19 protein-coding genes are annotated in these 19,553 nt (G+C 44.8%); 9 read left to right on the forward strand and 10 right to left on the reverse strand.

Going from position 1 to position 19,553, the window contains the following annotated elements:
* Position 1: 1 nt before the first annotated feature.
* The 4 genes from AB4512_RS07570 to pspA all read right to left on the reverse strand — a co-directional run bounded on the left by AB4512_RS07570 (position 2) and on the right by pspA (position 2,493).
* Positions 2-1,036 carry an efflux RND transporter periplasmic adaptor subunit gene (locus AB4512_RS07570; RefSeq protein ID WP_108223631.1) on the reverse strand — a complete coding sequence of 345 codons (1,035 nt, stop codon included), beginning with the start codon at positions 1,034-1,036 and terminating at the stop codon, positions 2-4.
* A 158-nt stretch (positions 1,037-1,194) separates the two neighbouring features.
* Positions 1,195-1,581 (reverse strand): envelope stress response membrane protein PspC, encoded by a 387-nt coding sequence (gene pspC / locus AB4512_RS07575; RefSeq protein WP_017065334.1) that lies wholly within the window; start codon positions 1,579-1,581, stop codon positions 1,195-1,197.
* Positions 1,574-1,807: an envelope stress response membrane protein PspB gene (pspB, locus tag AB4512_RS07580; RefSeq protein ID WP_004734605.1), complete on the reverse strand. Its 234-nt coding sequence runs from the start codon at positions 1,805-1,807 to the stop codon at positions 1,574-1,576. Before pspB ends, pspC begins: the two co-directional genes overlap by 8 nt.
* A gap of 14 nt (positions 1,808-1,821) precedes the next feature.
* On the reverse strand, positions 1,822-2,493 hold the full coding sequence (gene pspA / locus AB4512_RS07585) for a phage shock protein PspA (RefSeq protein ID WP_372174704.1): 672 nt from the start codon (positions 2,491-2,493) through the stop codon (positions 1,822-1,824).
* A gap of 273 nt (positions 2,494-2,766) precedes the next feature.
* Between pspA and pspF the strand changes: the two genes are divergently transcribed.
* The 7 genes from pspF (at position 2,767) to AB4512_RS07620 (ending at position 9,946) form a co-directional block, all read left to right on the forward strand.
* On the forward strand, positions 2,767-3,789 hold the full coding sequence (pspF, locus tag AB4512_RS07590) for a phage shock protein operon transcriptional activator (protein WP_017060309.1): 1,023 nt from the start codon (positions 2,767-2,769) through the stop codon (positions 3,787-3,789).
* 102 nt (positions 3,790-3,891) lie between these two features.
* Positions 3,892-5,514: an ABC transporter substrate-binding protein SapA gene (gene sapA / locus AB4512_RS07595; RefSeq protein WP_017065332.1), complete on the forward strand. Its 1,623-nt coding sequence runs from the start codon at positions 3,892-3,894 to the stop codon at positions 5,512-5,514.
* Complete coding sequence (locus tag AB4512_RS07600; RefSeq protein ID WP_017060307.1) at positions 5,514-6,476, forward strand: ABC transporter permease subunit; 963 nt, start codon at positions 5,514-5,516, stop codon at positions 6,474-6,476. Before sapA ends, AB4512_RS07600 begins: the two co-directional genes overlap by 1 nt.
* Positions 6,463-7,350 (forward strand): putrescine export ABC transporter permease SapC, encoded by an 888-nt coding sequence (sapC, locus tag AB4512_RS07605; RefSeq protein WP_017065331.1) that lies wholly within the window; start codon positions 6,463-6,465, stop codon positions 7,348-7,350. Before AB4512_RS07600 ends, sapC begins: the two co-directional genes overlap by 14 nt.
* Complete coding sequence (locus AB4512_RS07610) at positions 7,350-8,351, forward strand: oligopeptide/dipeptide ABC transporter ATP-binding protein (RefSeq protein ID WP_372174706.1); 1,002 nt, start codon at positions 7,350-7,352, stop codon at positions 8,349-8,351. Before sapC ends, AB4512_RS07610 begins: the two co-directional genes overlap by 1 nt.
* The gene (locus AB4512_RS07615; RefSeq protein ID WP_017060304.1) at positions 8,348-9,130 is read left to right on the forward strand and encodes an ATP-binding cassette domain-containing protein; all 783 of its coding nucleotides are present in this window, start codon (positions 8,348-8,350) and stop codon (positions 9,128-9,130) included. The genes AB4512_RS07610 and AB4512_RS07615 overlap by 4 nt, the downstream gene beginning before the upstream one ends.
* A 36-nt stretch (positions 9,131-9,166) precedes the next feature.
* Positions 9,167-9,946 (forward strand): DUF2927 domain-containing protein, encoded by a 780-nt coding sequence (locus tag AB4512_RS07620; protein WP_029235328.1) that lies wholly within the window; start codon positions 9,167-9,169, stop codon positions 9,944-9,946.
* A gap of 98 nt (positions 9,947-10,044) precedes the next feature.
* Here the strand turns inward: AB4512_RS07620 and AB4512_RS07625 are convergent, their stop codons facing one another.
* Together AB4512_RS07625 and AB4512_RS07630 are read right to left on the reverse strand one after the other, a co-directional pair.
* On the reverse strand, positions 10,045-10,434 hold the full coding sequence (locus tag AB4512_RS07625; RefSeq protein ID WP_004734596.1) for a DUF2750 domain-containing protein: 390 nt from the start codon (positions 10,432-10,434) through the stop codon (positions 10,045-10,047).
* A 149-nt stretch (positions 10,435-10,583) separates the two neighbouring features.
* Positions 10,584-11,489: a manganese-dependent inorganic pyrophosphatase gene (locus AB4512_RS07630; protein WP_017065328.1), complete on the reverse strand. Its 906-nt coding sequence runs from the start codon at positions 11,487-11,489 to the stop codon at positions 10,584-10,586.
* Positions 11,490-11,690: 201 nt separating this feature from the next.
* Here AB4512_RS07630 and AB4512_RS07635 point away from each other — a divergent pair, with 201 nt between their 5' ends.
* Positions 11,691-12,905 carry a putative manganese transporter gene (locus AB4512_RS07635; protein WP_017060301.1) on the forward strand — a complete coding sequence of 405 codons (1,215 nt, stop codon included), beginning with the start codon at positions 11,691-11,693 and terminating at the stop codon, positions 12,903-12,905.
* A gap of 294 nt (positions 12,906-13,199) precedes the next feature.
* Here AB4512_RS07635 and torA read toward each other — a convergent pair whose 3' ends face one another.
* Genes torA through torE form a run of 3 tightly spaced genes read right to left on the reverse strand, consistent with a single transcriptional unit; the run spans position 13,200 to position 17,101 of the window.
* Positions 13,200-15,662, reverse strand: coding sequence for a trimethylamine-N-oxide reductase TorA (gene torA, locus AB4512_RS07640; RefSeq protein ID WP_017060300.1), 2,463 nt, complete (start codon positions 15,660-15,662; stop codon positions 13,200-13,202).
* 24 nt (positions 15,663-15,686) lie between these two features.
* Positions 15,687-16,868 (reverse strand): pentaheme c-type cytochrome TorC, encoded by a 1,182-nt coding sequence (torC, locus tag AB4512_RS07645; RefSeq protein WP_017060299.1) that lies wholly within the window; start codon positions 16,866-16,868, stop codon positions 15,687-15,689.
* A gap of 50 nt (positions 16,869-16,918) precedes the next feature.
* Positions 16,919-17,101, reverse strand: a complete 183-nt coding sequence (gene torE, locus AB4512_RS07650; protein ID WP_017060298.1) for a trimethylamine N-oxide reductase system protein TorE — start codon at positions 17,099-17,101, stop codon at positions 16,919-16,921.
* A gap of 437 nt (positions 17,102-17,538) precedes the next feature.
* Here torE and AB4512_RS07655 point away from each other — a divergent pair, with 437 nt between their 5' ends.
* The gene (locus AB4512_RS07655) at positions 17,539-18,333 is read left to right on the forward strand and encodes an ABC transporter permease (protein ID WP_048609403.1); all 795 of its coding nucleotides are present in this window, start codon (positions 17,539-17,541) and stop codon (positions 18,331-18,333) included.
* 355 nt (positions 18,334-18,688) lie between these two features.
* On the opposite strand, the gene focA is transcribed toward AB4512_RS07655, so the two are convergent.
* The gene (gene focA, locus AB4512_RS07660) at positions 18,689-19,531 is read right to left on the reverse strand and encodes a formate transporter FocA (RefSeq protein WP_372174708.1); all 843 of its coding nucleotides are present in this window, start codon (positions 19,529-19,531) and stop codon (positions 18,689-18,691) included.
* Positions 19,532-19,553 lie beyond the last annotated feature (22 nt).

Genomic DNA, 19,553 nt, shown 5'->3' on the forward strand with positions numbered 1-19,553 from the left:
GTTATAGCCCCCTTTCCTTGATCCACTCTCGAACTTTAACGCCCGGTTCAAGACCATTAACACCAGAAGTTACGATGCGATCACCATCGTTCAACCCTGAAACAATATGGCGCTTTTCATCGATGATGATTGCGACATTTTCAACAATACCGTCGCTATTCACGCGCCACACAGAGACATCATCGCCATCAGTCATCATTGCTGATGTGGGAATTTTTGTGGCGGCTGCTAACGCTGAAACTAAATGAACTGTGCCTGACATACCCGGCAAAATACCAACATCGGTGGGTCTTTCCATTACCATGGTGACTTTGTACGACCCGGTTTTGGGATCCGCTTCAGTATCAACTTCTTGGAAGGTTAAAACGTAAGAGTTTTCAGGAAACGCATCAAAAACCATGGTTGCATCCATCTCGAACCCTGATGAAAAGCGCGTAATAAGTTGGTCGGGTAATAAGAAGACGACTTTAAGAATTTGATTGGTTTGAATATTCATCACGCCTTGTTTAGCCGCAATGTATTCATGGTTTTCAGCAGGAATGATGGAAATGGTTCCGTCATACGGCGCAACCAAAGTGGTGTAGCGAAGATTCGCGTTAGCTTGATTAAGCACCGCGCGAGCTGAATTGTGGTTCGCTTTCGCTTGGTCGAAATCTTGCTCTGATACCACACGATCTTTACGAAGTTTGATCGCACGTTGATATTGAACATCGGCTAGCTGAAAATTCGCTTTTGCTTGCTTCTCGAGTAGTTGATATTCATCGGGATTTAACTTAGCAAGCTCGTCGCCTTTAGACACGTGCTGCCCAGCGGTCACATCGATGCTCTGCAATAACCCAGGAACACGGAATGCGAGTACCGCTCTGTCACCAGCTTCTGTGGTAGCAGGGAAATTACGCTCAAAGGCATTATTACCGACGGAGACAGTGAAGAGTTTGGCGGGTCTGGACTCAGGTTCAGGCACGGGAGGAAGCTCCTTACCACACCCAGACAACCCAGCTAAGGCAGTCAATAGGACAAGGGAGGCTCTATACATTGGTGATCATCCATATCTATAAATATTTTTATAACATAGATTAATCACATGTAACTTACCAGTCAGCATAAGATTTATTTAGAGAAAATTATTAAAAAAAATAACGGCTTGGAATAAATTTTCCTAAACCGTTATCTAATCCTTTTTAGGTTTTACCACTACATGTTCTTAAATTCACGATTCACTTTAAACGTATCTGAGGTGACATAAGCTTCCATGTTGCGGACACTGGTCTCTAACTTCTGGAAATCACCCTCTAAAGTGTTCAATAGCGACTCTGCAGTTTGCCCTTTTTCCCAAGGCTTTTGCTTCAGCGTATGCTCTTGTTTCGCCTTCATTTGGTCGACATACTGAGGTGGTTGTTTTTCAAGCATAAATGTCAAAGCTAAATACGCTAATAACACCAGAAAACTACCACCAAGCAGTGCTGCTGAGATAACTAAGATGCGAACCAACCACACTTCAAGGCCAAAATAGTTCGCTAACCCTGCACACACACCAGACAATTTGCCGTTAATCGTGTCGCGATACAGTTCTCTACTCATAGTTTCGTCTCCAGTTAGGCGACTCCGCATCCAGTATTTTTTCTAGCGTTTTCACTCGGTCTTGCATGGATTCGGCTTGCGCAGAAAGCTTATGCAGACGTTGAAGATCCGTTTCAGAAAGACCATTGCTGGATTTCTTCTTGCTGCGGTAATGTAAGAATAACCATAGCGGTGCCACGAAGATTAAAAAGACAATCAGTGGACCTGCAATTAGAAATGTTGACATAGACAACTCCTAGATTATTTATCGCGGTTTTCAACTTGTTGCTTCAGTTTCGCTAGCTCTTTTTCGATTTCATCTTGAGCTTGTAGCTCGGCAAACTCTTGGTCTAAAGATTTTGCGTTGCCAGTCTTAGCGTAAACGTCCGCTTCAGCTTCTAATTCATCCACTTTACGCGAGAATTGCTCAAACTTCGCCATTGCTTCGTTGGTTTTGCTTGAGTGCAGGTGTTTTTGAACATCACGACGGTTGCTTGCCGCATTGTTACGAATCATTAATGCTTGTTGCTTTGCACGAGTTTCTGCGATCTTTGTTTCAAGTTTACCAATTTCACTCGTCAATTTTTCGATGGTTTCATGAACCAAGGTTTGTTCGGTGTAAAGGCTCTTGATGATGTCTTCCAGTTTTTGCTTTTCGATTAGCGCCGCTCTCGCCAAATCTTCGCGTTGTTTGGTCAGGGCAAGTGTCGCTTTATTTTGCCAATCTAGAATCTGTGTTTCGATAGCTTCTACTTTACGCGCTAGCTCTTTCTTGTCAGCAATTGCTTTTGCTGAGTTGGTACGAACTTCAACTAAGGTGTCTTCCATTTCTTGGATAATAAGACGAATCATCTTTTCTGGATCTTCAGCCTTATCTAATAGTGCACTGATGTTTGAATTTACAATGTCTGCAAAGCGAGAAAAAATACCCATGAGGAACTCCTTAATTACAATGATGGCAAATGCGTTTCAAATCGTTGTGCGACTTTATCAATCCACTTGCTCAAAAATTTACGTTTGTTGTTAAACCTACCATAAATAATCCAAGTAGCGTGCCAACTTTTAAGCCATTTATTATCAGTTACTTACAATAAAATGGTGATTAACTCGAACCATGCTATGATGAATTTAGCCAAGTATTGGTATTTTTCACCACTATGGCTCTTACATGACCTCTCCAGCGATTAATTCATACAAGGACCCGCTATGCAGCAGAACCTCATTGGTGAATCACCTAGCTTTCTCTCTGTGTTAGATAAAGTTTCCCAACTCGCACCAATAGAAAGACCCATTCTGATCATTGGCGAACGTGGCACAGGTAAAGAGTTGATCGCACAAAGACTGCATTACCTTTCAAGACGTTGGGATCAACCTTTGATCTCATTGAACTGCTCAACCTTAAGTGAAGGTTTGATTGATTCAGAACTGTTTGGTCATGAATCGGGATCCTTTACGGGTTCGAAAGGGCGTCATCAAGGTCGTTTTGAAAGAGCAGAAGGCGGAACGCTGTTTCTGGATGAGCTGGCGACCACTCCCCTTGCGGTTCAAGAGAAACTACTGCGCGTTATTGAATACGGGCAATATGAACGTGTCGGTGGGCAAAAGGCGCTAAGTGCCAATGTCAGACTGGTGTGTGCAACCAATGCCGACTTACCAGACATGGCATTAAAGGGCGAATTCCGAGCAGACCTATTAGATAGACTGGCGTTTGACGTCATTACTATCCCTCCTTTGCGTGAGCGAAAAGAAGACATCATGCTACTGGCAGAATATTACGCCATTAAGATGTGTCGTGAATTGGAATTGGAGTTGTTTGTTGGCTTTGCCCCCTCTGCCGTTGAATCGCTTTTGGATTATTCTTGGCCAGGGAATGTACGAGAACTCAAAAACGTCATTGAGCGAGCTATCTATCAGCACGGAAAAGATCCATATCCTATTGAATATTTGGTGTTTAACCCATTTAAACCCGCATGGAAAACAGAGCAAGATTCCTCTCCGGAAACTGGCAATGAGCCGTCTAACAGCCATACTTCATCAGAGAGCTTGTTTTCTTTGCCGCTTGATTACAAAGCATGGCAAGAACAACAAGACATCAAGCTACTCAACCAAGCCCTCAAACAGAGCAAATATAACCAGAAACAAGCCGCAGAATTACTTGGGTTAACCTACAACCAATTACGTGGAATGGTGAGGAAGTATGCGATTGTCGGACAAGCTAACGATAAATAGCTGTCCACGCTTGATTATTATTTGGAGCCGAATAAATAAAATGTTAAATTGTCCGGATCTTGAGGCTCCTCTAACGCCTCGTTTCGAAAAGTATTTCTTTTTATGAAAGCACTAATAAGACTATCACTGAGCATCTGCACGTTGAGCTTTCTCGCTGGATGTGGTGAGAGTGTGAATCACGAGCAAATCCGTGAAAAAGGCTTCATTTATTGCGGCCAAGGTAATCCTAGTACCTTCAATCCACAGCTAGTTGATAGTGGCATTACCGCAGAATCGCTGAGTCCTCAAATCTTCGATACACTGCTCACTCTTGATCCGATGACGTACCGACCAAAACAGAACTTAGCGACAAGTTGGTCTGTTGATAAATCAGGTACAGAATACACGTTCAAACTGCGCCCAAATGTTGCGTTCCAAACCACAGACTGGTTCACCCCAACTCGTAGCATGAATGCACAAGATGTGGTGTTTAGCTTTGAACGTGTCATTGATAGTTCAAACCCATTTCATTATGTGGGTGGCGGCCTATACCCATGGTTTGCCGGAATCGACTTCAAAAACCTGATTGTCGATATCACCGCAGTTGATGACCTAACGGTGAAATTCCAATTAAGTCGCCCAGACAATTCGTTTCTCAATAACATCGCCACCAGCTATGCAGTCATTCACTCTAAGGAGTATGCCAATCAGCTCATTGCAGCGGATGAGAAAAATCGAATCGATTCCAATCCAGTCGGCACTGGCCCTTTCTACTTAGATGAATACCAAATCAACGACCTAGTGCGCTTGAAAAAGAACAAGCACTACTGGAAAGGTGAAGTACAAATGGACCAAGTTGTGTTCGATACTTCGCAACGTGGAACAGGCACACTTGCCAAGCTTCTGCGTAGTGAGTGTGACGTGCTCAACTCACCAATTTCTAGCCAAATCCCTATTATTCAGGCTCATGAAGAGTTGAAGATTTCTGCTACTCCGGCGGTTAATGTCTCTTTCATCGCACTGAATACTGAGCACCCTGCACTGCGTGACTCTCGAGTTCGTAAAGCGCTCAACTTAGCCATCAATCGTCAGAACATTCTTGATTCTGTGTATTACGGTACAGGAACCAAAGCCTACACCTTGCTTCCTCCGACTTCTTGGGCTCACCAAAAAGACAGCGTTCAAGTTCGCTACGACCGAAACTATGCGGTTGCGCTTCTCAAAGAAGCTGGCGTTGAACCTGGGTTAGAGCTTTCAATGTGGGTACCACTAGAGCCACGCGCATACAATCCAAGTCCAAGAAAAACGGCAGAACTTATCCAAGCAAACTTAGCCGATATTGGTATTGAATTGAAACTCTATACCGACGACCGATTTGACCGCACACAGTTGTCCTCTATTTCCTCAACAGACTTGTTGCTTACAGGCTGGATAGGCAATACCGGTGACCCGGACAACTTCTTACGTCCGCTGCTCTCATGCAGCTCTGAGCGTGCAGGGTTAAACGTCTCGATGTGGTGTAATTCAGACTTTGATTTCCTTCTCGACTTAGCATTAGAGATAAATCAACAAAGGCACCGTGTGAACTTGTACCGACAAGCCCAAAATATTCTTAATGAAGAAGTTCCTGTGATTCCTCTGGCTCATGGCGTGCAATTTCGCGTGCACGATCGTTCGCTAACAGGCTTTAAAGCAAGTCCTTTCAATGCCCAACCTTTTGATCAAGTCAGAAGAGAGGTGCAGTAATGTTTTGGTATACATTAAGACGTGTAAACTTATTCGTTATTACGCTAGGGATTCTAACCTTAGTGGGTTTTTCTCTGCTTCGATTAGACCAAACCTCCCCATGGGCAATTCAAGATTTCTGGCCTGGATGGATTAGCTATATCACTGAATTATCGACGCTAAACTTTGGCCTAAGCAAACACGGTGTGCCTATCATCGATGAGTTGGTCCTGGTGTTCCCTGCAACGCTAGAACTGTGCTTCTTTGCCTTTGTGTTGGCACTCATCATCGGTATCCCTTTCGGCACCATTGCTGGTATGAGACAGGGTAAGTTTGTTGATACCACCATATCGTTTACCTCTATGGCTGGTTACTCTGCACCTATCTTTTGGGTCGCATTGCTGATGATCATGGTGTTTTCACTGCACTTTGAAATGTTCCCAGTTGGTGGCCGATACGACCTACTTTACGAGATTGAACACGTGACTGGATTCGCGATGATTGACGCCTTTTTTGCCGAAGGTCGCTACCGCGCGCACGCACTACAAAGTGTTATCGAGCATATGGCGTTGCCTTGTCTTGTTTTAGCACTGGCGCCAACGACTCAGGTCATCCGATTGATGAGAGCGTCAGTGGCTGAAGTAATGACACAAAACTACATCCGCGCTGCGCGAATTAAAGGTCTTTCCACCAGAGAGATCATCACGCAGCACGTGCTAAGAAACGCGATACCTCCGATTATTCCTAAGGTCGGTGTTCAGCTATCGAGTATGTTAACGCTTGCTATTGTTACCGAGTCTATCTTTAACTGGCCGGGCATTGGTCGTTGGTTGTTGGATGCCTTATCGAATCAAGATTACGTTTCAATTCAAGCAGGCGTAATTGTGGTAGCAACCTTGGTTTTGACCGCCAACATTCTGTCCGATCTACTGGGCGCGATGATCAATCCACTGGTAAGGAAGGAATGGTATGCTAACAAATAACGTCTACCAAGAAGAACAGATTCCAACCCAGTTCGAACGTTTCTGGCGCAGCTTCCGCAGCAATAATCTAGCTATGTTTGGCTTGTGGTGTTTGGTGCTTATCATTCTGGTCACCGTCACTTCACCTTGGTTAGCCCCGCATGATGCACAAGAACAAACCGGTCACCTATTAACGCCGCCCTCTTGGGATCCTGCGGGAACGGTAGAATACTTTCTAGGTACGGATGACTTAGGCAGAGATATTCTCTCTCGCCTAATAATTGGCTCTCAGTTAACGTTCGGCGCCGCGGTGGTGATTACCTTTATCGCAGCCGTCATTGGTTGTCTGATTGGCGTACTTGCTGGTATGACGCGCGGTTTACTATCAAGCACGCTAAACCACCTGCTTGATACTGTTATGTCGATTCCATCTCTTCTACTGGCGATTATCTTCGTGGCATTCCTTGGCTTTGGCGAGTTTAATATCTTGCTCGCCTTGTGCTTGGCACTGATCCCGCGCTTTATACGCTCGGTGTACATTGCCGTGCATGCTGAAGTAGAAAAAGACTATATTCTGGCTTCTCGCCTTGATGGTGCGAACGATTTTTACCTGCTATGGAATTCAATCCTTCCGAACATTCTTACCGTAATCGCACTTGAAGTTACGCTGGCACTGTCAGTCGCAATTCTTGATATCACGGCTTTAGGTTTCCTAGGGCTTGGCGCTCAAGCACCAAGTACCGAATGGGGCTCAATCTTGGGTGACTCTGTAGAGCTGATTTACCTCGCACCATGGACAGTAACCCTACCCGGTTTAGCCATTATGTTTACAGTGATCGTGATTAACCTCGTCGGTGAAGGTGTTCGCCAAGCGCTAAATGCAGGAATCGAATAATGCCTTTACTTGATATTCGACATCTAACCATCGAGATTGAGACCCCTCAAGGGATGGTTAAAGCCGTTGATAGAATGAGTCTTACCCTCAATGAAGGGGAAATTCGCGGCTTAGTAGGTGAATCAGGCTCAGGTAAGAGTTTGGTTGCAAAAGCGATCGTCGGAGTATGTAAAGAAAACTGGAAGGTTTCTGCAGACCGAATGCGCTTAGGTAATATCGACCTACTGCAACTGACGCCGAAAGAAAGACGCCGAGTGATCGCCCGCGATATCGCAATGATCTTCCAAGAGCCATCAACGTGTCTTGACCCTTCTGAAAAAGTAGGTAACCAGCTCGTTGAAGCGATCCCTTCCCATTCGTTTGAAGGTCGTTGGTGGCAACGATTTAAGTGGCGTAAGAAGCAAGCGATCGCATTACTACACAAAGTCGGCATCAAAGACCACTCTCGCCTAATGGACAGTTACTCTTATGAGCTGACAGATGGTGAGTGTCAAAAAGTCATGATCGCAATGGCGATCGCTGCCAAGCCAAAAGTCTTGATTGCTGACGAGCCAACCAACGATTTAGACCCAATTACACAGTCTCAAATATTGCGTCTTTTGAGTCGTATGAACCAGATCAATAACACCACCATCGTGTTGATCGGCCATGACTTAACCACCATTACCCAATGGGCGACTCGCATTACCGTGATGTACTGTGGTCAATCGGTAGAATCCGCTGATACACCGAAGCTGTTGGATGCACCAAAGCACCCGTACACCGTTGCTTTGTTAAAAGCGATGCCAGACTTTAACGACTGGATTCCCCACAAGGAGAAGCTCCAGTCTTTGCCGGGGTCAATTCCACCGCTGCAACATCTTCCTATTGGTTGTCGATTAGGGCCTCGCTGCCCATACGCACAAAGGCAGTGTGTCGAGATCCCACATACGAAACGTATCAAGAACCATAAGTTCAACTGTCACTTCCCTCTGAATATGGAGAAGAAAAAGAAATCATGAGTGCATTATTAGAAGTCAGTGATTTGTCTAAAGACTTTACGACTCGCTCTGGTCTTTTCCGTAAAAAGATTCATCAGGCGGTGAAGCCAGTTAGCTTTTCTCTTGAAGCAGGCCAGACAATTGGTTTTATCGGCCAGAATGGTTCTGGCAAATCAACATTAGCCAGAATGCTCGCAGGCATGGTGGAGCCAACCGCAGGCGAGATCCGCGTGAATGGCGAAAAGCTAGAGCACAAAGACTACTCGACTCGTTGTAAGCTGATTCGAATGATCTTCCAAGATCCGAATACGTCACTTAACCCGCGCATTCAGATCGGTCGAATTCTTGAAGGTCCATTAAAGCGAAACACCAACATGCCTCCAGAAGCTCGTATGCGTCGTGTGAAAGACACACTACTGCGCGTAGGCCTTCTACCGGAACATGCGTATTTCTACCCTCAGATGCTTGCTGCAGGCCAGAAACAAAGGGTTTGTTTGGCTCGTGCCTTAATACTTCAGCCATCCATCATTGTTGCTGATGAAGCTTTAAATGGTTTGGACATGGCAATGCGCTCGCAAATCATCAATCTGTTCTTAGAGTTACAAGAAGAGATGGGCGTATCGTTCGTTTATGTATCTCAACACCTCGGTATTGTTAAGCACATTACCGACAAGATTATTGTCATGCATGAAGGCAATGTGGTTGAGAGTGGGGAAACAGATCAAGTGCTAACCAATCCAACTCACCAAATCACCCAAAGATTGGTTGAGAGCCATTTCTCCAAAGCGCCGAACCACTAACCTGGAATCACGCTACATTTAGCAGAGGGGAAAAGTATGTATCGAACAGCTTCAATGCTTCCCCTCTTGTTGGTACTGTTGTCCTTTAACGCGACAAGCACACCGCTCACATGGCTAGATAGAAGCTTCGTCGAAACTGCCTTTTATAACGTCGCGCTTCAACACGAATACTCCCAAGGCAACAAACCGCTCGCCAAGTGGAAACAACCGATCAAGATTTGGATCGATCATCGAGTGGGCGATGAGGAACTGCATCAAGAGATCACAGAGCTTCATATCAAACACTTATCTGAAGTCACCCAACATCCAATAACAATCGTCAGTAAAGAGTCCGAAGCGAACGTTAAATGGATATACACAAGGCAGAGCCAGTGGGTATCTGAGGCGAAATCGGTGCTCAAGCTCAAATCAACTCAACATTTAAATAGCGCCATCTGCACGGCGGGCTATAGAACCAATTCTAAAGGCGAGATTGTATACGCTGGGATTGTAATCCCGGTTGATCAGGCAAGATCGCGAGGTAAGCTGGTCGCCTGTATCGTGGAAGAGATCACACAAGTTCTAGGCCTGCCGAATGATTCAGATAAAGCCTACCCTTCTATTTTCAACGACCACACGCCAGAAGACTTATTATCGCCGTTAGACGTAGTGCTACTGCAATTGCTGTATGAACCAGAATTGAAAGCTGGAATGACAAAATCTGAAGTAAAACCTATCGTTCGAAAGATACTCAAGAGATACAGCAAAACAGGTGTGCTTCAGCAAGCTTCTAAAGCCGCACAGCAAGCGCCTTTGTATCAGTTGATTGGGTATTGACGAATATACGTTGGAAGTAACTTAGATGGGATAATTGAATGATAGCGCTGCCTAAGAAAGGCAACGCTGACTTACGATGTTACTGTATTATGAAAGAACTAGCGCTTAGCTGCCTGCTTTTTCAATTCGAAGTCGAACTCATCCGGGAACAAGATAACGCCTTCTTCTTGCTCGTTCGGGAATACTACAACAGCAAGTTCGTCGTCTTCTAGACCGTTCGTCCAGCGACTGTGCCATTTGTTCAACGAAATAGACTCAGCTTTACACTCAGACCAATCACCCGTTGCCCATGATTCTGCGAACTCTTGGTTTGGCCATACTGGAACACAATCTTCATCTTCTGTGTTCAGCATTACACAACCGTGTTCATCGGTTAAGATCCATACTTCACGGTTTGCTACGATTTCTTTCACACAGTATTTCAGGCGTTGCTCGCCCGTATACTTGTTGATTTCAGCGATTTTTTTATCGTCTAGCTGTGTAGTCATCTTAATTTCCTACTTTAGTCAGTAACTTTGCTCTTAAAGCTATTTTATGCCGAGTGTTGTTAACTTCAAACATTATCGATGAAGAAGAAAGTCTACTTCAAAGAAAAACGCCTGCTAAATAAGCAGGCGTTTAATATTAAGCGACTTGATTAAACAAGCTCACCTTGTAGCCAAGGCCAGCCTTGCTTCTTACGGCTTAGTGTATTTTCCATCATTAATACGCCGCCTTTCTCGTGCTTAACCAATTTCTCAGCCCACTCACCTTTGTATAGAAGACGAGTTTGAGCAGTAGTGATATCTGTTAGCATTACCGCAGCGAACGCTAGACCGTCTTTCTCACAACGCTCTTCAAGATCAGCTTCTAGCGCTTCGATCATGCCGTCTACTTGCTCAAGAGTCGCAAGTTCAACTTGACCAACAACAACATCACGACCGTTGAATGGGTAGCCTTTAAGGTCTTTTTCTACTAGCTGTGCAGCAGATAGGCCTTCGATGTTTGTTTTTGCGATTAGAAGCGCTTTGATGAATGCATCAACGTCAGTTACGCCAGCAATTTCAGCAAGCTCAGCAACCGCGTCTTTGTCTTTTTGAGTACATGTTGGAGAAGCGAAACCAACTGTGTCTGAAAGAATTGCAGACATCATTAGTTTAGCGATTTGTTGAGAGATTGCGTGACCTTCAATCTTGAACATGTTGAAAAGTACAGTGTTTGTACAACCAACAGGCCAGATCCAAGCTTCCATTGGGTTTACTGTCATCACGTCGCCTAGACGGTGGTGATCAACAATACCTACGATCTCTGCATCAGCAACATCATCTGGTGCTTGTGCTAGATCTGAGTAGTCTACTAGCCAGATTTTCTCACCAGCAACAGAAGTACGAAGCTCTGGCTTTTCAGCACCAGCGACTTCTAGAATGTGTTGAGTTTCGCGGTTGATCTCGCCTTGGCGAATTGGTGTCGCTTCCTCGCCACGAGCCTTAAGAAGCTCAGTTGCAACTAACGCACTACAAATACTGTCACTATCAGGGTTTTTGTGACCAACAACTAAAATCATGTTTCTTCCTATTACACTAACAATTATGACTCTACCTTTAGAGCCTCTCTTTATTAGCCATACTTTACCTCATTTTTTTAGATTGGTCATGTTTCGTGGGTTTAGCCAATAGTAACAATAGATAAAAAAACAACAAATGCAATTGATAATTATTATCATTCGTATATATTTATCTTAAGCCACTAATTTTGAGTAACACCTATGGATCGACTAATCTCTTTTTTGCCAAGCAGTAGTGCTGCGAAAACAACTCAGTTTTCACTGTCATTTAAGCGCCTGCTTTTGCCTGTCTCACTTGCAGCTTTGGTTGCAGCCCCAGCTACACGAGAGCTGACGGTGACTACTTTGTCAGACGCGTTTTGGGCAGTGTCTTGTTATGTTGCTTTAACCTTGGCTATTTACCACTGGTTAAGTCTGTACATAAACAAAGATAACGTCTTCAATAAGCTCGTCCATCAATCTCGTTCAAACCAAGTGGTATTCGCGGCTCTCATGGGCGCGTTGCCCGGCTGTGGCGGTGCGATAGTGGTAACCACACAATTTATCTCGGGAAAACTCGGATTTGGTGCGGTAGTTGCGGTGCTCGTCTCAACCATGGGTGACGCGGCGTTCCTGCTCATAGCGAGCGAGCCTAAGACAGGTTTAACCATGATGGCGATGGGCGTGATTGTGGGTACTGCGTCAGGCCGAATCATTAACTTGTTTCACGCAGACGACTTCTTACGCCCAAAAAAAGCAGAGAAAAATGAAGTGGTGAGCAGCTGTGCTTCTCAATCTCAAGACAAAGAATCGGTCTCTAAAAAAGCGATAAACCTGCAAGGTTACCTGTGGTCTGTACTGATTATTCCGGGTGCTGCCGTTGCCCTACTTGGCTCTTTTCAAGTCGATGTGAACGAGCTGCTCGCTTTGCCTGAAATGTCGATGGAATGGGCGGGGACAGTTTTGCTGATCAGCTCGATGTTTCTATGGGGCCTCACTCGGGAAATTGAGGATTACAAATCAGCCGTGAGTGAGGACGAAAAGTGTATAGGCTCTCACCCATTGCAAAAGACCGCTCAAGATACAAACTTTGTCACCGCTTGGGTGGTGGTTGCCTTTCTTTTCTTTGAATTTGGCTCTGTGATAGCAAATGTTGATTTTGCGACGCTATTCTCAAGCTGGGGCATCATGCTCCCCCTGGCTGGCGTGTTGATGGGTTTGCTACCGGGCTGTGGACCGCAATTATTGGTCACTAGCTTATACCTTTCAGGCGCCCTGCCACTTTCGGCTCAGGTAGGTAACGCAATTTCAAATGATGGTGACGCGCTATTCCCTGCGATTGCGATGGCTCCCAAAGCGGCACTGGTCGCGACCTTATACTCTAGTGTGCCCGCACTAATCTGTGCTTATAGCTACTGGTTTATATTTGAGATCTAACTTGAGTAGAGTTAACTCCATAGGCTTCTGTAAGGTCGGTACTTTGTATCGGCCTTTTTGTTTCCGCCTGCTTAAGTCTTTCCACAGGTTCTTTTTACATTCCCTTCCTGCTTCACTGCTTCTACCACCTCTCTCAAACAGCGCGTTACAGCCTGTCTCAAAAACGCCCTCTATTAGCCCTGTATAATGCTTATTTAGAAACACCAACACTGATATCAAAAATACAAAAAGCCCCTGTAAGAGTGCTTACAGGGGCTTTAATTCAAGCTTTAATCTTGGTTCTTAAGACAAGACTTAAGAAACTTCGATTGGACCACCGAATGAAGTTACTGGAGGCAGTTTGCCTTGGAACTTCTCGAAATCAACCAAACATGTGTTTGCTGACGTTGCTTGAGCAAGTTCAGACGTACCGATATCTTGAGTCAGTGTGTTTGGATCGCCGTATGTATCTAGCGCGCCCACTTTCTCGTTGATCGGACCGTACCAAGCACCTTCTTCGATACGAACAACACCAGGAGCGTAGCTATCCATTAGAACAGCACCTGCTAGTAGTTGACCACGGTCGTTAAACACACGTACTACATCGCCATCTTTGATGCCTTTCTTCTTAGCATCTACTGGGTTGATGTAGATTGGCTCACGGCCTTGTACCGCGTAAGTCGCACGCCACTCTTCAGATTCACACATCTGAGAGTGAAGACGCTTGTCTGGGTGACAAGATTGTAGCCAGTACGGGTGCTTGTCAGAGCCTGGACCACCGTGTGAACGTTCAGATTTCTCGAACCACATTGGGTGTTCTTGACAGTGCTCGTAACCCATGTTGCCAACAGTACGGCTTGTGATTTCGATGAAACCAGAAGGCGTGCCTAGTGCGTTGATCTCTGGATCTTCACGGAATGAAGCGTGACGAGTCCATGGCTTACCTTTGCCGAAGTCTAGGAAACCTTTCTCCCAGAACTCATCAAACTCAGGCATTTCGAAGCTACCTTCGTTTGATGCGCGACATTCGTCGTACAGAGATTTAACCCACTGCATTTCGTCCATACCACGCGTGTAATCGTCGTAACGACCCCAACGCTTAGTTAGGCTAGACATGATCTCGAAGTCAGTCTTAGACTGGAACAGAGGATCCACTAGCTTGTGCATTGCGATCAAACCACGGCCAGAGTACGCGCCGTAACCATCGATATCGTTACGTTCCCACTGAGTACAAGCTGGAAGCACGATATCAGAGTGACGACAAGTTGCAGTCCAAGCGAAATCAACAGCCACTACAGTTTGTAGGCTCTTGAATGCTTTACGCATCTTGTTGCGATCTTGGTGGTGGTGCCACGGGTTGTTACCACTGAATACCATCATCTTGATGTCAGGCAGTGTCACTGTTGCGCCGTTTGCTTTGATCTTCTTACCTGGCTCTAACAGGCTATCTACCCAACGAGCAACAGGGATTACGCGGCTGTAACCGTTGTAATCAGTGTTAGTGTGCTTAGGCGATTGACCTTTGTCGATGTTCAGCGGGAATGAACCCGGAGCAGCGAAGCCAGTTGAAGATACACCGATACCAGAGTAGTGGTGACCGTAAGAGATACCACCGCCCGGAAGACCAATTTGGCCAACCATTGCTGCGATAACTGCACACATCCAGTAAGGCTGTTCACCGTGCTCTTGACGTTGGATACTCCAACCAACAAGAATCTGTGTACGACCGTTAACCAGCATCTTAGCGAAGTCACGAATAGAGTCCGCGCTTGCGCCACAGATAGCAGAAGCCCATTCTGGCGTCTTCTCAACTCTGTCTTTCGTTTCACCTTGAACGTACTTGATGAAATCTTCAAAACCTAGACAGTAAGTTTCGATGAACTTCTTGTCGTATAGGCCTTCGTTGTAAAGAACGTGAGCAACACCAAGCATGAACGCCACATCAGTTTGTGGGTTGATGTACATTTGCTCGTTTTCTAGGTAACGACCTGTTTTGTTTTTAACAGGGTCAACAGAAACAACGTTGATCTCTTTCTTAGCAACTTTTTCTTTCAGCTGTTCTAGGTATGCGAACGACTCGTGAGTCTCACATGTCCAACCTACTTGAAGGTTTTTAACTGGATCGTTACCCCAAAGAACAATGTTGTCACTGTTTTCTAGGATAAGTTCCCAAGATGTACCTTGTGCGTAAACTTCAGTAGAACCTAGCACGTAAGGCATGATCGTTTGACCAGCACCTGTTGAGTAGTCACCGATTTTCTTCACAGAGTAACCGTGAAGTGCCATTGCACGTTGCATGTGGTTAGTACAGCTATGGAACTGACCTGTTTGTCTCCAACCAGTTTGACCTGTGTGAAGCGCCCATGGACCGTAATCTTTCTGTACGCGCTCTAGCTCGCGGTAAACAAGGTCTAGTGCCTCATCCCAAGTCACACGAATAAAGCGGTTGTTACCACGCGTGTCTGCGCTGTACTTATGCTTCTTCAACCAATCTAGGCGAACCATTGGGTAACGCACACGTGATGGGCTGTAGATAATACCTTTAATACCTTTCAGCATCTCTGTTGGGTGCTGATCGATTTCTAGAGGTTTAATTTCTTGTACTTTACCCGCGTAAACGCGAGCTCGGAATGCACCCCAGTGAGAACCAGAGACTTTCCACGCGCCGTCTGTTTCTGCAGCAGACGCTGATGCCGACGCCAATAAGCTTGGACCGATAACCGATGCCGCACTTGTAGTAGCGACACCTTTCAGAAAACTTCTTCTTGTAATTGCCATTGTGTTACTCCAATTGACGTCTTATTAGTGATGGCCTTCAGAAAAATCTGATGAGTGCTTCTGTAGATACTTAAGAACCAGTGCTTCTGTATCTGTATCGAAGTTAACGAATGCAATCATACCATCTAGCATGCCTACCCAACCGTTAGCGCTGAAGTGAGCTTCATCTGGCTGTGAGTGACACGTTGAACAGTTAGATTGGTACGCTTGACCCGCTGCGTTCCAGATTGGATCGAAGTTATCAACCATAGACTCTTTCTTCATCCAAAGTGCTAGGTTAACTTCTTCCCATGGAAGGCCAGTAAGCTCATCTTCTTTCTTCTCACCAACAGTGATAACGTCACTTTGAGATACTTCTTTCGTCAAGATTGCAGTTGAGATGTTCATACCGAAGTCTTCTTGGATTACACGTCCGAAGCCTTTCGCTTTACGCCAACCGTCGATTTGAATCTTGATCATGTCGCCTTTTTCGTCGATAACCGCAACTTTACTTGCAGGGCTTAATAGACCCGCTTCAACTTCAGCTGTTTCATCTGTGTACATTGGTAGGTGACGAATAGAGATCACGTCTGAACCATTTGCGTAAGATGTGCTGCTTGCTACGTTTTCTAGCTCGCCAACAATACCGCTCGCTGATGCCATATCTAATGGAAGGTTGTGAGCAATACCTTTGTGACAGTCAACACAGCTTTGATCACGCTCTGCCGCGTTCTTCATCTGGATACGCGCTGTTGGGCGCATGTTTTCGAAATCCATTGAATCGTAGTTGTGGCAGTTTTTACACTCTAGAGATTTGTTCGAAGAGAAGCGATCCCATTCGTGTTTAGCCAGTTCGATACGACGAGCTTCGAATTTCTCAGGCGTATCTAGGTCACCAAATACTTGAGCGAATACTTCTTTAGAAGCTTGCATCTTACGAGCGATTTTTGCTGTCCATTCATGTGGAACGTGACAGTCAGGACAAGTAGCACGTACACCAGAAGTGTTTTTCCAGTGAACCGTTTCTTGTAGTTCTACGTATACGTTGTCACGCATGGTGTGACAGCTTACACAGAATTCTTCTGTATTTGTGTGCTCTAGAGCTGTGTTAAAACCGCCCCAGAAAATAACACCGGCGATAAAGCCACCCATAGTTAGTACACCAAGACTGATGTGTACTGCTGGGCGAGTCATTGTGCGCCATAATTTAACTAAAAATGATTTCATGTTTAGCTCTCTTAAATATTGATTTTAAAAAATGTTGTTACTAGAGGGCATTACATGCCGCCGTGAGCACCAGGAGGTCCGAATACAAACACTTGCAGTGCCCAAACTAGGAAGCCGTAACCGCCTACAAAAGCCACACTTAATATTGGGAAGAGAACCACCGCGATGAAGAGGAAAGACTTCCACTCCAGCGAATGTTTTTCGCTAGTTTCAATTTTATTAACATCACTCATACATTTTGCCTATTTTGTATTTAGTAATTTCGAGTAACCCATTCTATGGGGCTAAAGTTCTTAAGTATCTAACGACAAATTTTAGACCATACTCAAAGTAGGGTTCAATCAAATCTCCCGTTATAACCCTTGCTAATCAATACTTTTTTGAGCTCATCCAAAGTTGTTTTTAGTTAAACAAAGTTATTAAAAAGTATTAACAAATGTGAAGAATTAAGTATATTTCACAAATGTTAAATTCCAACACCTGCGTAACTGTATTGTAACCAATTTTAACGTTTTACCTACTAAGTAGTAGCCAAAAATGCCTCAAACAACCAATATTTTGTGGTTTGATTGTTAAATTATTGAGTATCTTTTGAAGCAACGGCTGAGAAGCTGAAATGCATCATTTGGCACTTTCATATATGATGGGGACCTACTTAAAAGGAAACATTATGCAAGACGTTATTGATATATCTTGGTGGCAGTTATTGTTCTTCAGCTCACTTCTCTTGCTACCCATTACCATCAACCACAAGTTAAAACTCGGCCTTGGCAAAGAAGCTTCTATCAGCATAATTCGTATGGTTATTCAGCTATTTCTGGTGGGACTTTACCTAGAATACTTGTTCACTTTGAATAGTTTGTGGGTCAATTTGCTGTGGTTATTTGCGATGATTATCGTCGGTGCAAGCTCGATTGTTGAAAAATCTAGACTGCCAAGAAACCTACTTTTGGCTCCTGTCGCCGTTAGCCTTGCGGTAACTTGTGTACCTATTGTCTTGTTCATCTGCTTTTTCATCATTAAACCGACACCGGTTTTTAACGCGCAGTACCTTATCCCGATCGCAGGGATGTTATTGGGTAATAGCTTAAGCAGTAATATAGTGGCATTGCAGAACCTGTTTGGTGCCTTTGAAACACAGAAATCAGAATATGAAGCCGCAATCGCGTTAGGCGCGTCTCCTACTTATGCTGCTGCGCCTTTTGTACGTAATGCGATACAGAAAGCGATGTCCCCTATCATGGCCTCTATGGCAACCACAGGCCTAGTAACGCTGCCGGGAATGATGACGGGACAAATCTTAGGTGGTGCTTCGCCGATGATCGCGATTAAGTATCAACTGATGATCATGCTGGCAATTTTCGTGATGATGAGCTGCTCTTTAGCACTTGCACTTCACCTCTCATTGAAGACATCTTTAACCAAAGAAGGGCGAGTTCTCGCTCAAATACAGCCTTCGAAATAACCTCCCTACTCCACTTAGATCTGGTTACTCACTGAATTTGAGACAGGTTATCCACAGAAACTGTGGATAACCAAATCAATATAGATCCTTTTTTGTCCATTTCGACCCAAGGAAAGATCATCGCCTTCGATCTTTGGGTGATTTCAAAGACATATACACACATGGTAATCAGCGCTGTTGAATTTTCAGATGATCATTAGAGATGATGAAGAAGTAGGTTTTCCACAAATAAAAAACGGCCTGCAATGCAGGCCGTCTTGTAAATGTCATAAGTCAGTTCAGTGTTTCCACTCTGAGCTTTAACTAATCTTGTCACTGAGCTAGTCACACAAGCTTTGTTGATCCGCCATCTTTATTAATCGCGTAAATAAATCAACCAATACCACATGCCAACAAAGATACCGCCGCCGATGATGTTACCGATAGTAACGGGCAGCAAGTTGTTCATCAGAAAGTCCATCATGTTTAGGTCAACATAGTCTGCTGGATTAGCCCCTGTCATTGTCCAGAATTCAGTTGGAGCAAATGTTTTGATACCGATAGCTAAAGGAACTTGGAACATATTCGCAATACAGTGCTCAAAGCCCGATGATACAAACATCGCGACAGGTAAAATCAGTACTGCAATTTTGTCAGTCAGTGTTCGTCCACTAAACGTCATCCATACCGCGATACAAACCAATACGTTACACATGATGCCGAGCGCGATAGCTTGGATAAAATCATGGTGCATCTTATGTTGAGAGATCGCCATTGCATTCAAACCCACTTGGCCTTGGTCGAACATGTACTGTTTGGTCAGTAACATACAAGCCACCAGCAGCAATGCGCCAATCAAGTTACCTATATAAACCGTAGCCCAGTTCTTAACGAGCGTGCGCCAAGTAATCTTGCCACTTGCACGAGCAACCAGAGTCAGCACCGAACTGGTAAATAGCTCACCACCGGTAACAACAACGAGAATTAAGCCCAAGCTAAATGCAAGACCACCTAATAAGCGAGTAATACCCCACGGCAAATCACCAGCACCAGTCGTTACGATGGTGTAAAACACAAACGCAATACCGATATGTATGCCAGCGGAAATCGCTAGGAGAAAAGATTTGATTGGATCTTTGGTTGCTTTACCTACGCCAATATCTGCAGCGCGCTCAGCCATTTGTGGCGGTAATAATGAGTCAAATTGGTTTAGATTCATGATGATTTACATTTTGAAACAT

The organism is Vibrio sp. 10N.222.52.B7 (genome assembly GCF_041474275.1).
In the GTDB taxonomy this organism is placed as follows: domain Bacteria; phylum Pseudomonadota; class Gammaproteobacteria; order Enterobacterales; family Vibrionaceae; genus Vibrio; species Vibrio crassostreae_C.

Excerpts from the sequence above, each read along its gene's own strand:
- AB4512_RS07570 (WP_108223631.1), bottom strand. The coding sequence starts at position 1,036 with ATGTATAGAGCCTCCCTTGTCCTATTGACTGCCTTAGCTGGGTTGTCT.
- pspC (WP_017065334.1), bottom strand. The coding sequence starts at position 1,581 with ATGAGTAGAGAACTGTATCGCGACACGATTAACGGCAAATTGTCTGGT.
- pspB (WP_004734605.1), bottom strand. The coding sequence starts at position 1,807 with ATGTCAACATTTCTAATTGCAGGTCCACTGATTGTCTTTTTAATCTTC.
- pspA (WP_372174704.1), bottom strand. The coding sequence starts at position 2,493 with ATGGGTATTTTTTCTCGCTTTGCAGACATTGTAAATTCAAACATCAGT.
- pspF (WP_017060309.1), top strand. The coding sequence starts at position 2,767 with ATGCAGCAGAACCTCATTGGTGAATCACCTAGCTTTCTCTCTGTGTTA.
- sapA (WP_017065332.1), top strand. The coding sequence starts at position 3,892 with ATGAAAGCACTAATAAGACTATCACTGAGCATCTGCACGTTGAGCTTT.
- AB4512_RS07600 (WP_017060307.1), top strand. The coding sequence starts at position 5,514 with ATGTTTTGGTATACATTAAGACGTGTAAACTTATTCGTTATTACGCTA.
- sapC (WP_017065331.1), top strand. The coding sequence starts at position 6,463 with ATGCTAACAAATAACGTCTACCAAGAAGAACAGATTCCAACCCAGTTC.
- AB4512_RS07610 (WP_372174706.1), top strand. The coding sequence starts at position 7,350 with ATGCCTTTACTTGATATTCGACATCTAACCATCGAGATTGAGACCCCT.
- AB4512_RS07615 (WP_017060304.1), top strand. The coding sequence starts at position 8,348 with ATGAGTGCATTATTAGAAGTCAGTGATTTGTCTAAAGACTTTACGACT.
- AB4512_RS07620 (WP_029235328.1), top strand. The coding sequence starts at position 9,167 with ATGTATCGAACAGCTTCAATGCTTCCCCTCTTGTTGGTACTGTTGTCC.
- AB4512_RS07625 (WP_004734596.1), bottom strand. The coding sequence starts at position 10,434 with ATGACTACACAGCTAGACGATAAAAAAATCGCTGAAATCAACAAGTAT.
- AB4512_RS07630 (WP_017065328.1), bottom strand. The coding sequence starts at position 11,489 with ATGATTTTAGTTGTTGGTCACAAAAACCCTGATAGTGACAGTATTTGT.
- AB4512_RS07635 (WP_017060301.1), top strand. The coding sequence starts at position 11,691 with ATGGATCGACTAATCTCTTTTTTGCCAAGCAGTAGTGCTGCGAAAACA.
- torA (WP_017060300.1), bottom strand. The coding sequence starts at position 15,662 with ATGGCAATTACAAGAAGAAGTTTTCTGAAAGGTGTCGCTACTACAAGT.
- torC (WP_017060299.1), bottom strand. The coding sequence starts at position 16,868 with ATGAAATCATTTTTAGTTAAATTATGGCGCACAATGACTCGCCCAGCA.
- torE (WP_017060298.1), bottom strand. The coding sequence starts at position 17,101 with ATGAGTGATGTTAATAAAATTGAAACTAGCGAAAAACATTCGCTGGAG.
- AB4512_RS07655 (WP_048609403.1), top strand. The coding sequence starts at position 17,539 with ATGCAAGACGTTATTGATATATCTTGGTGGCAGTTATTGTTCTTCAGC.
- focA (WP_372174708.1), bottom strand. The coding sequence starts at position 19,531 with ATGAATCTAAACCAATTTGACTCATTATTACCGCCACAAATGGCTGAG.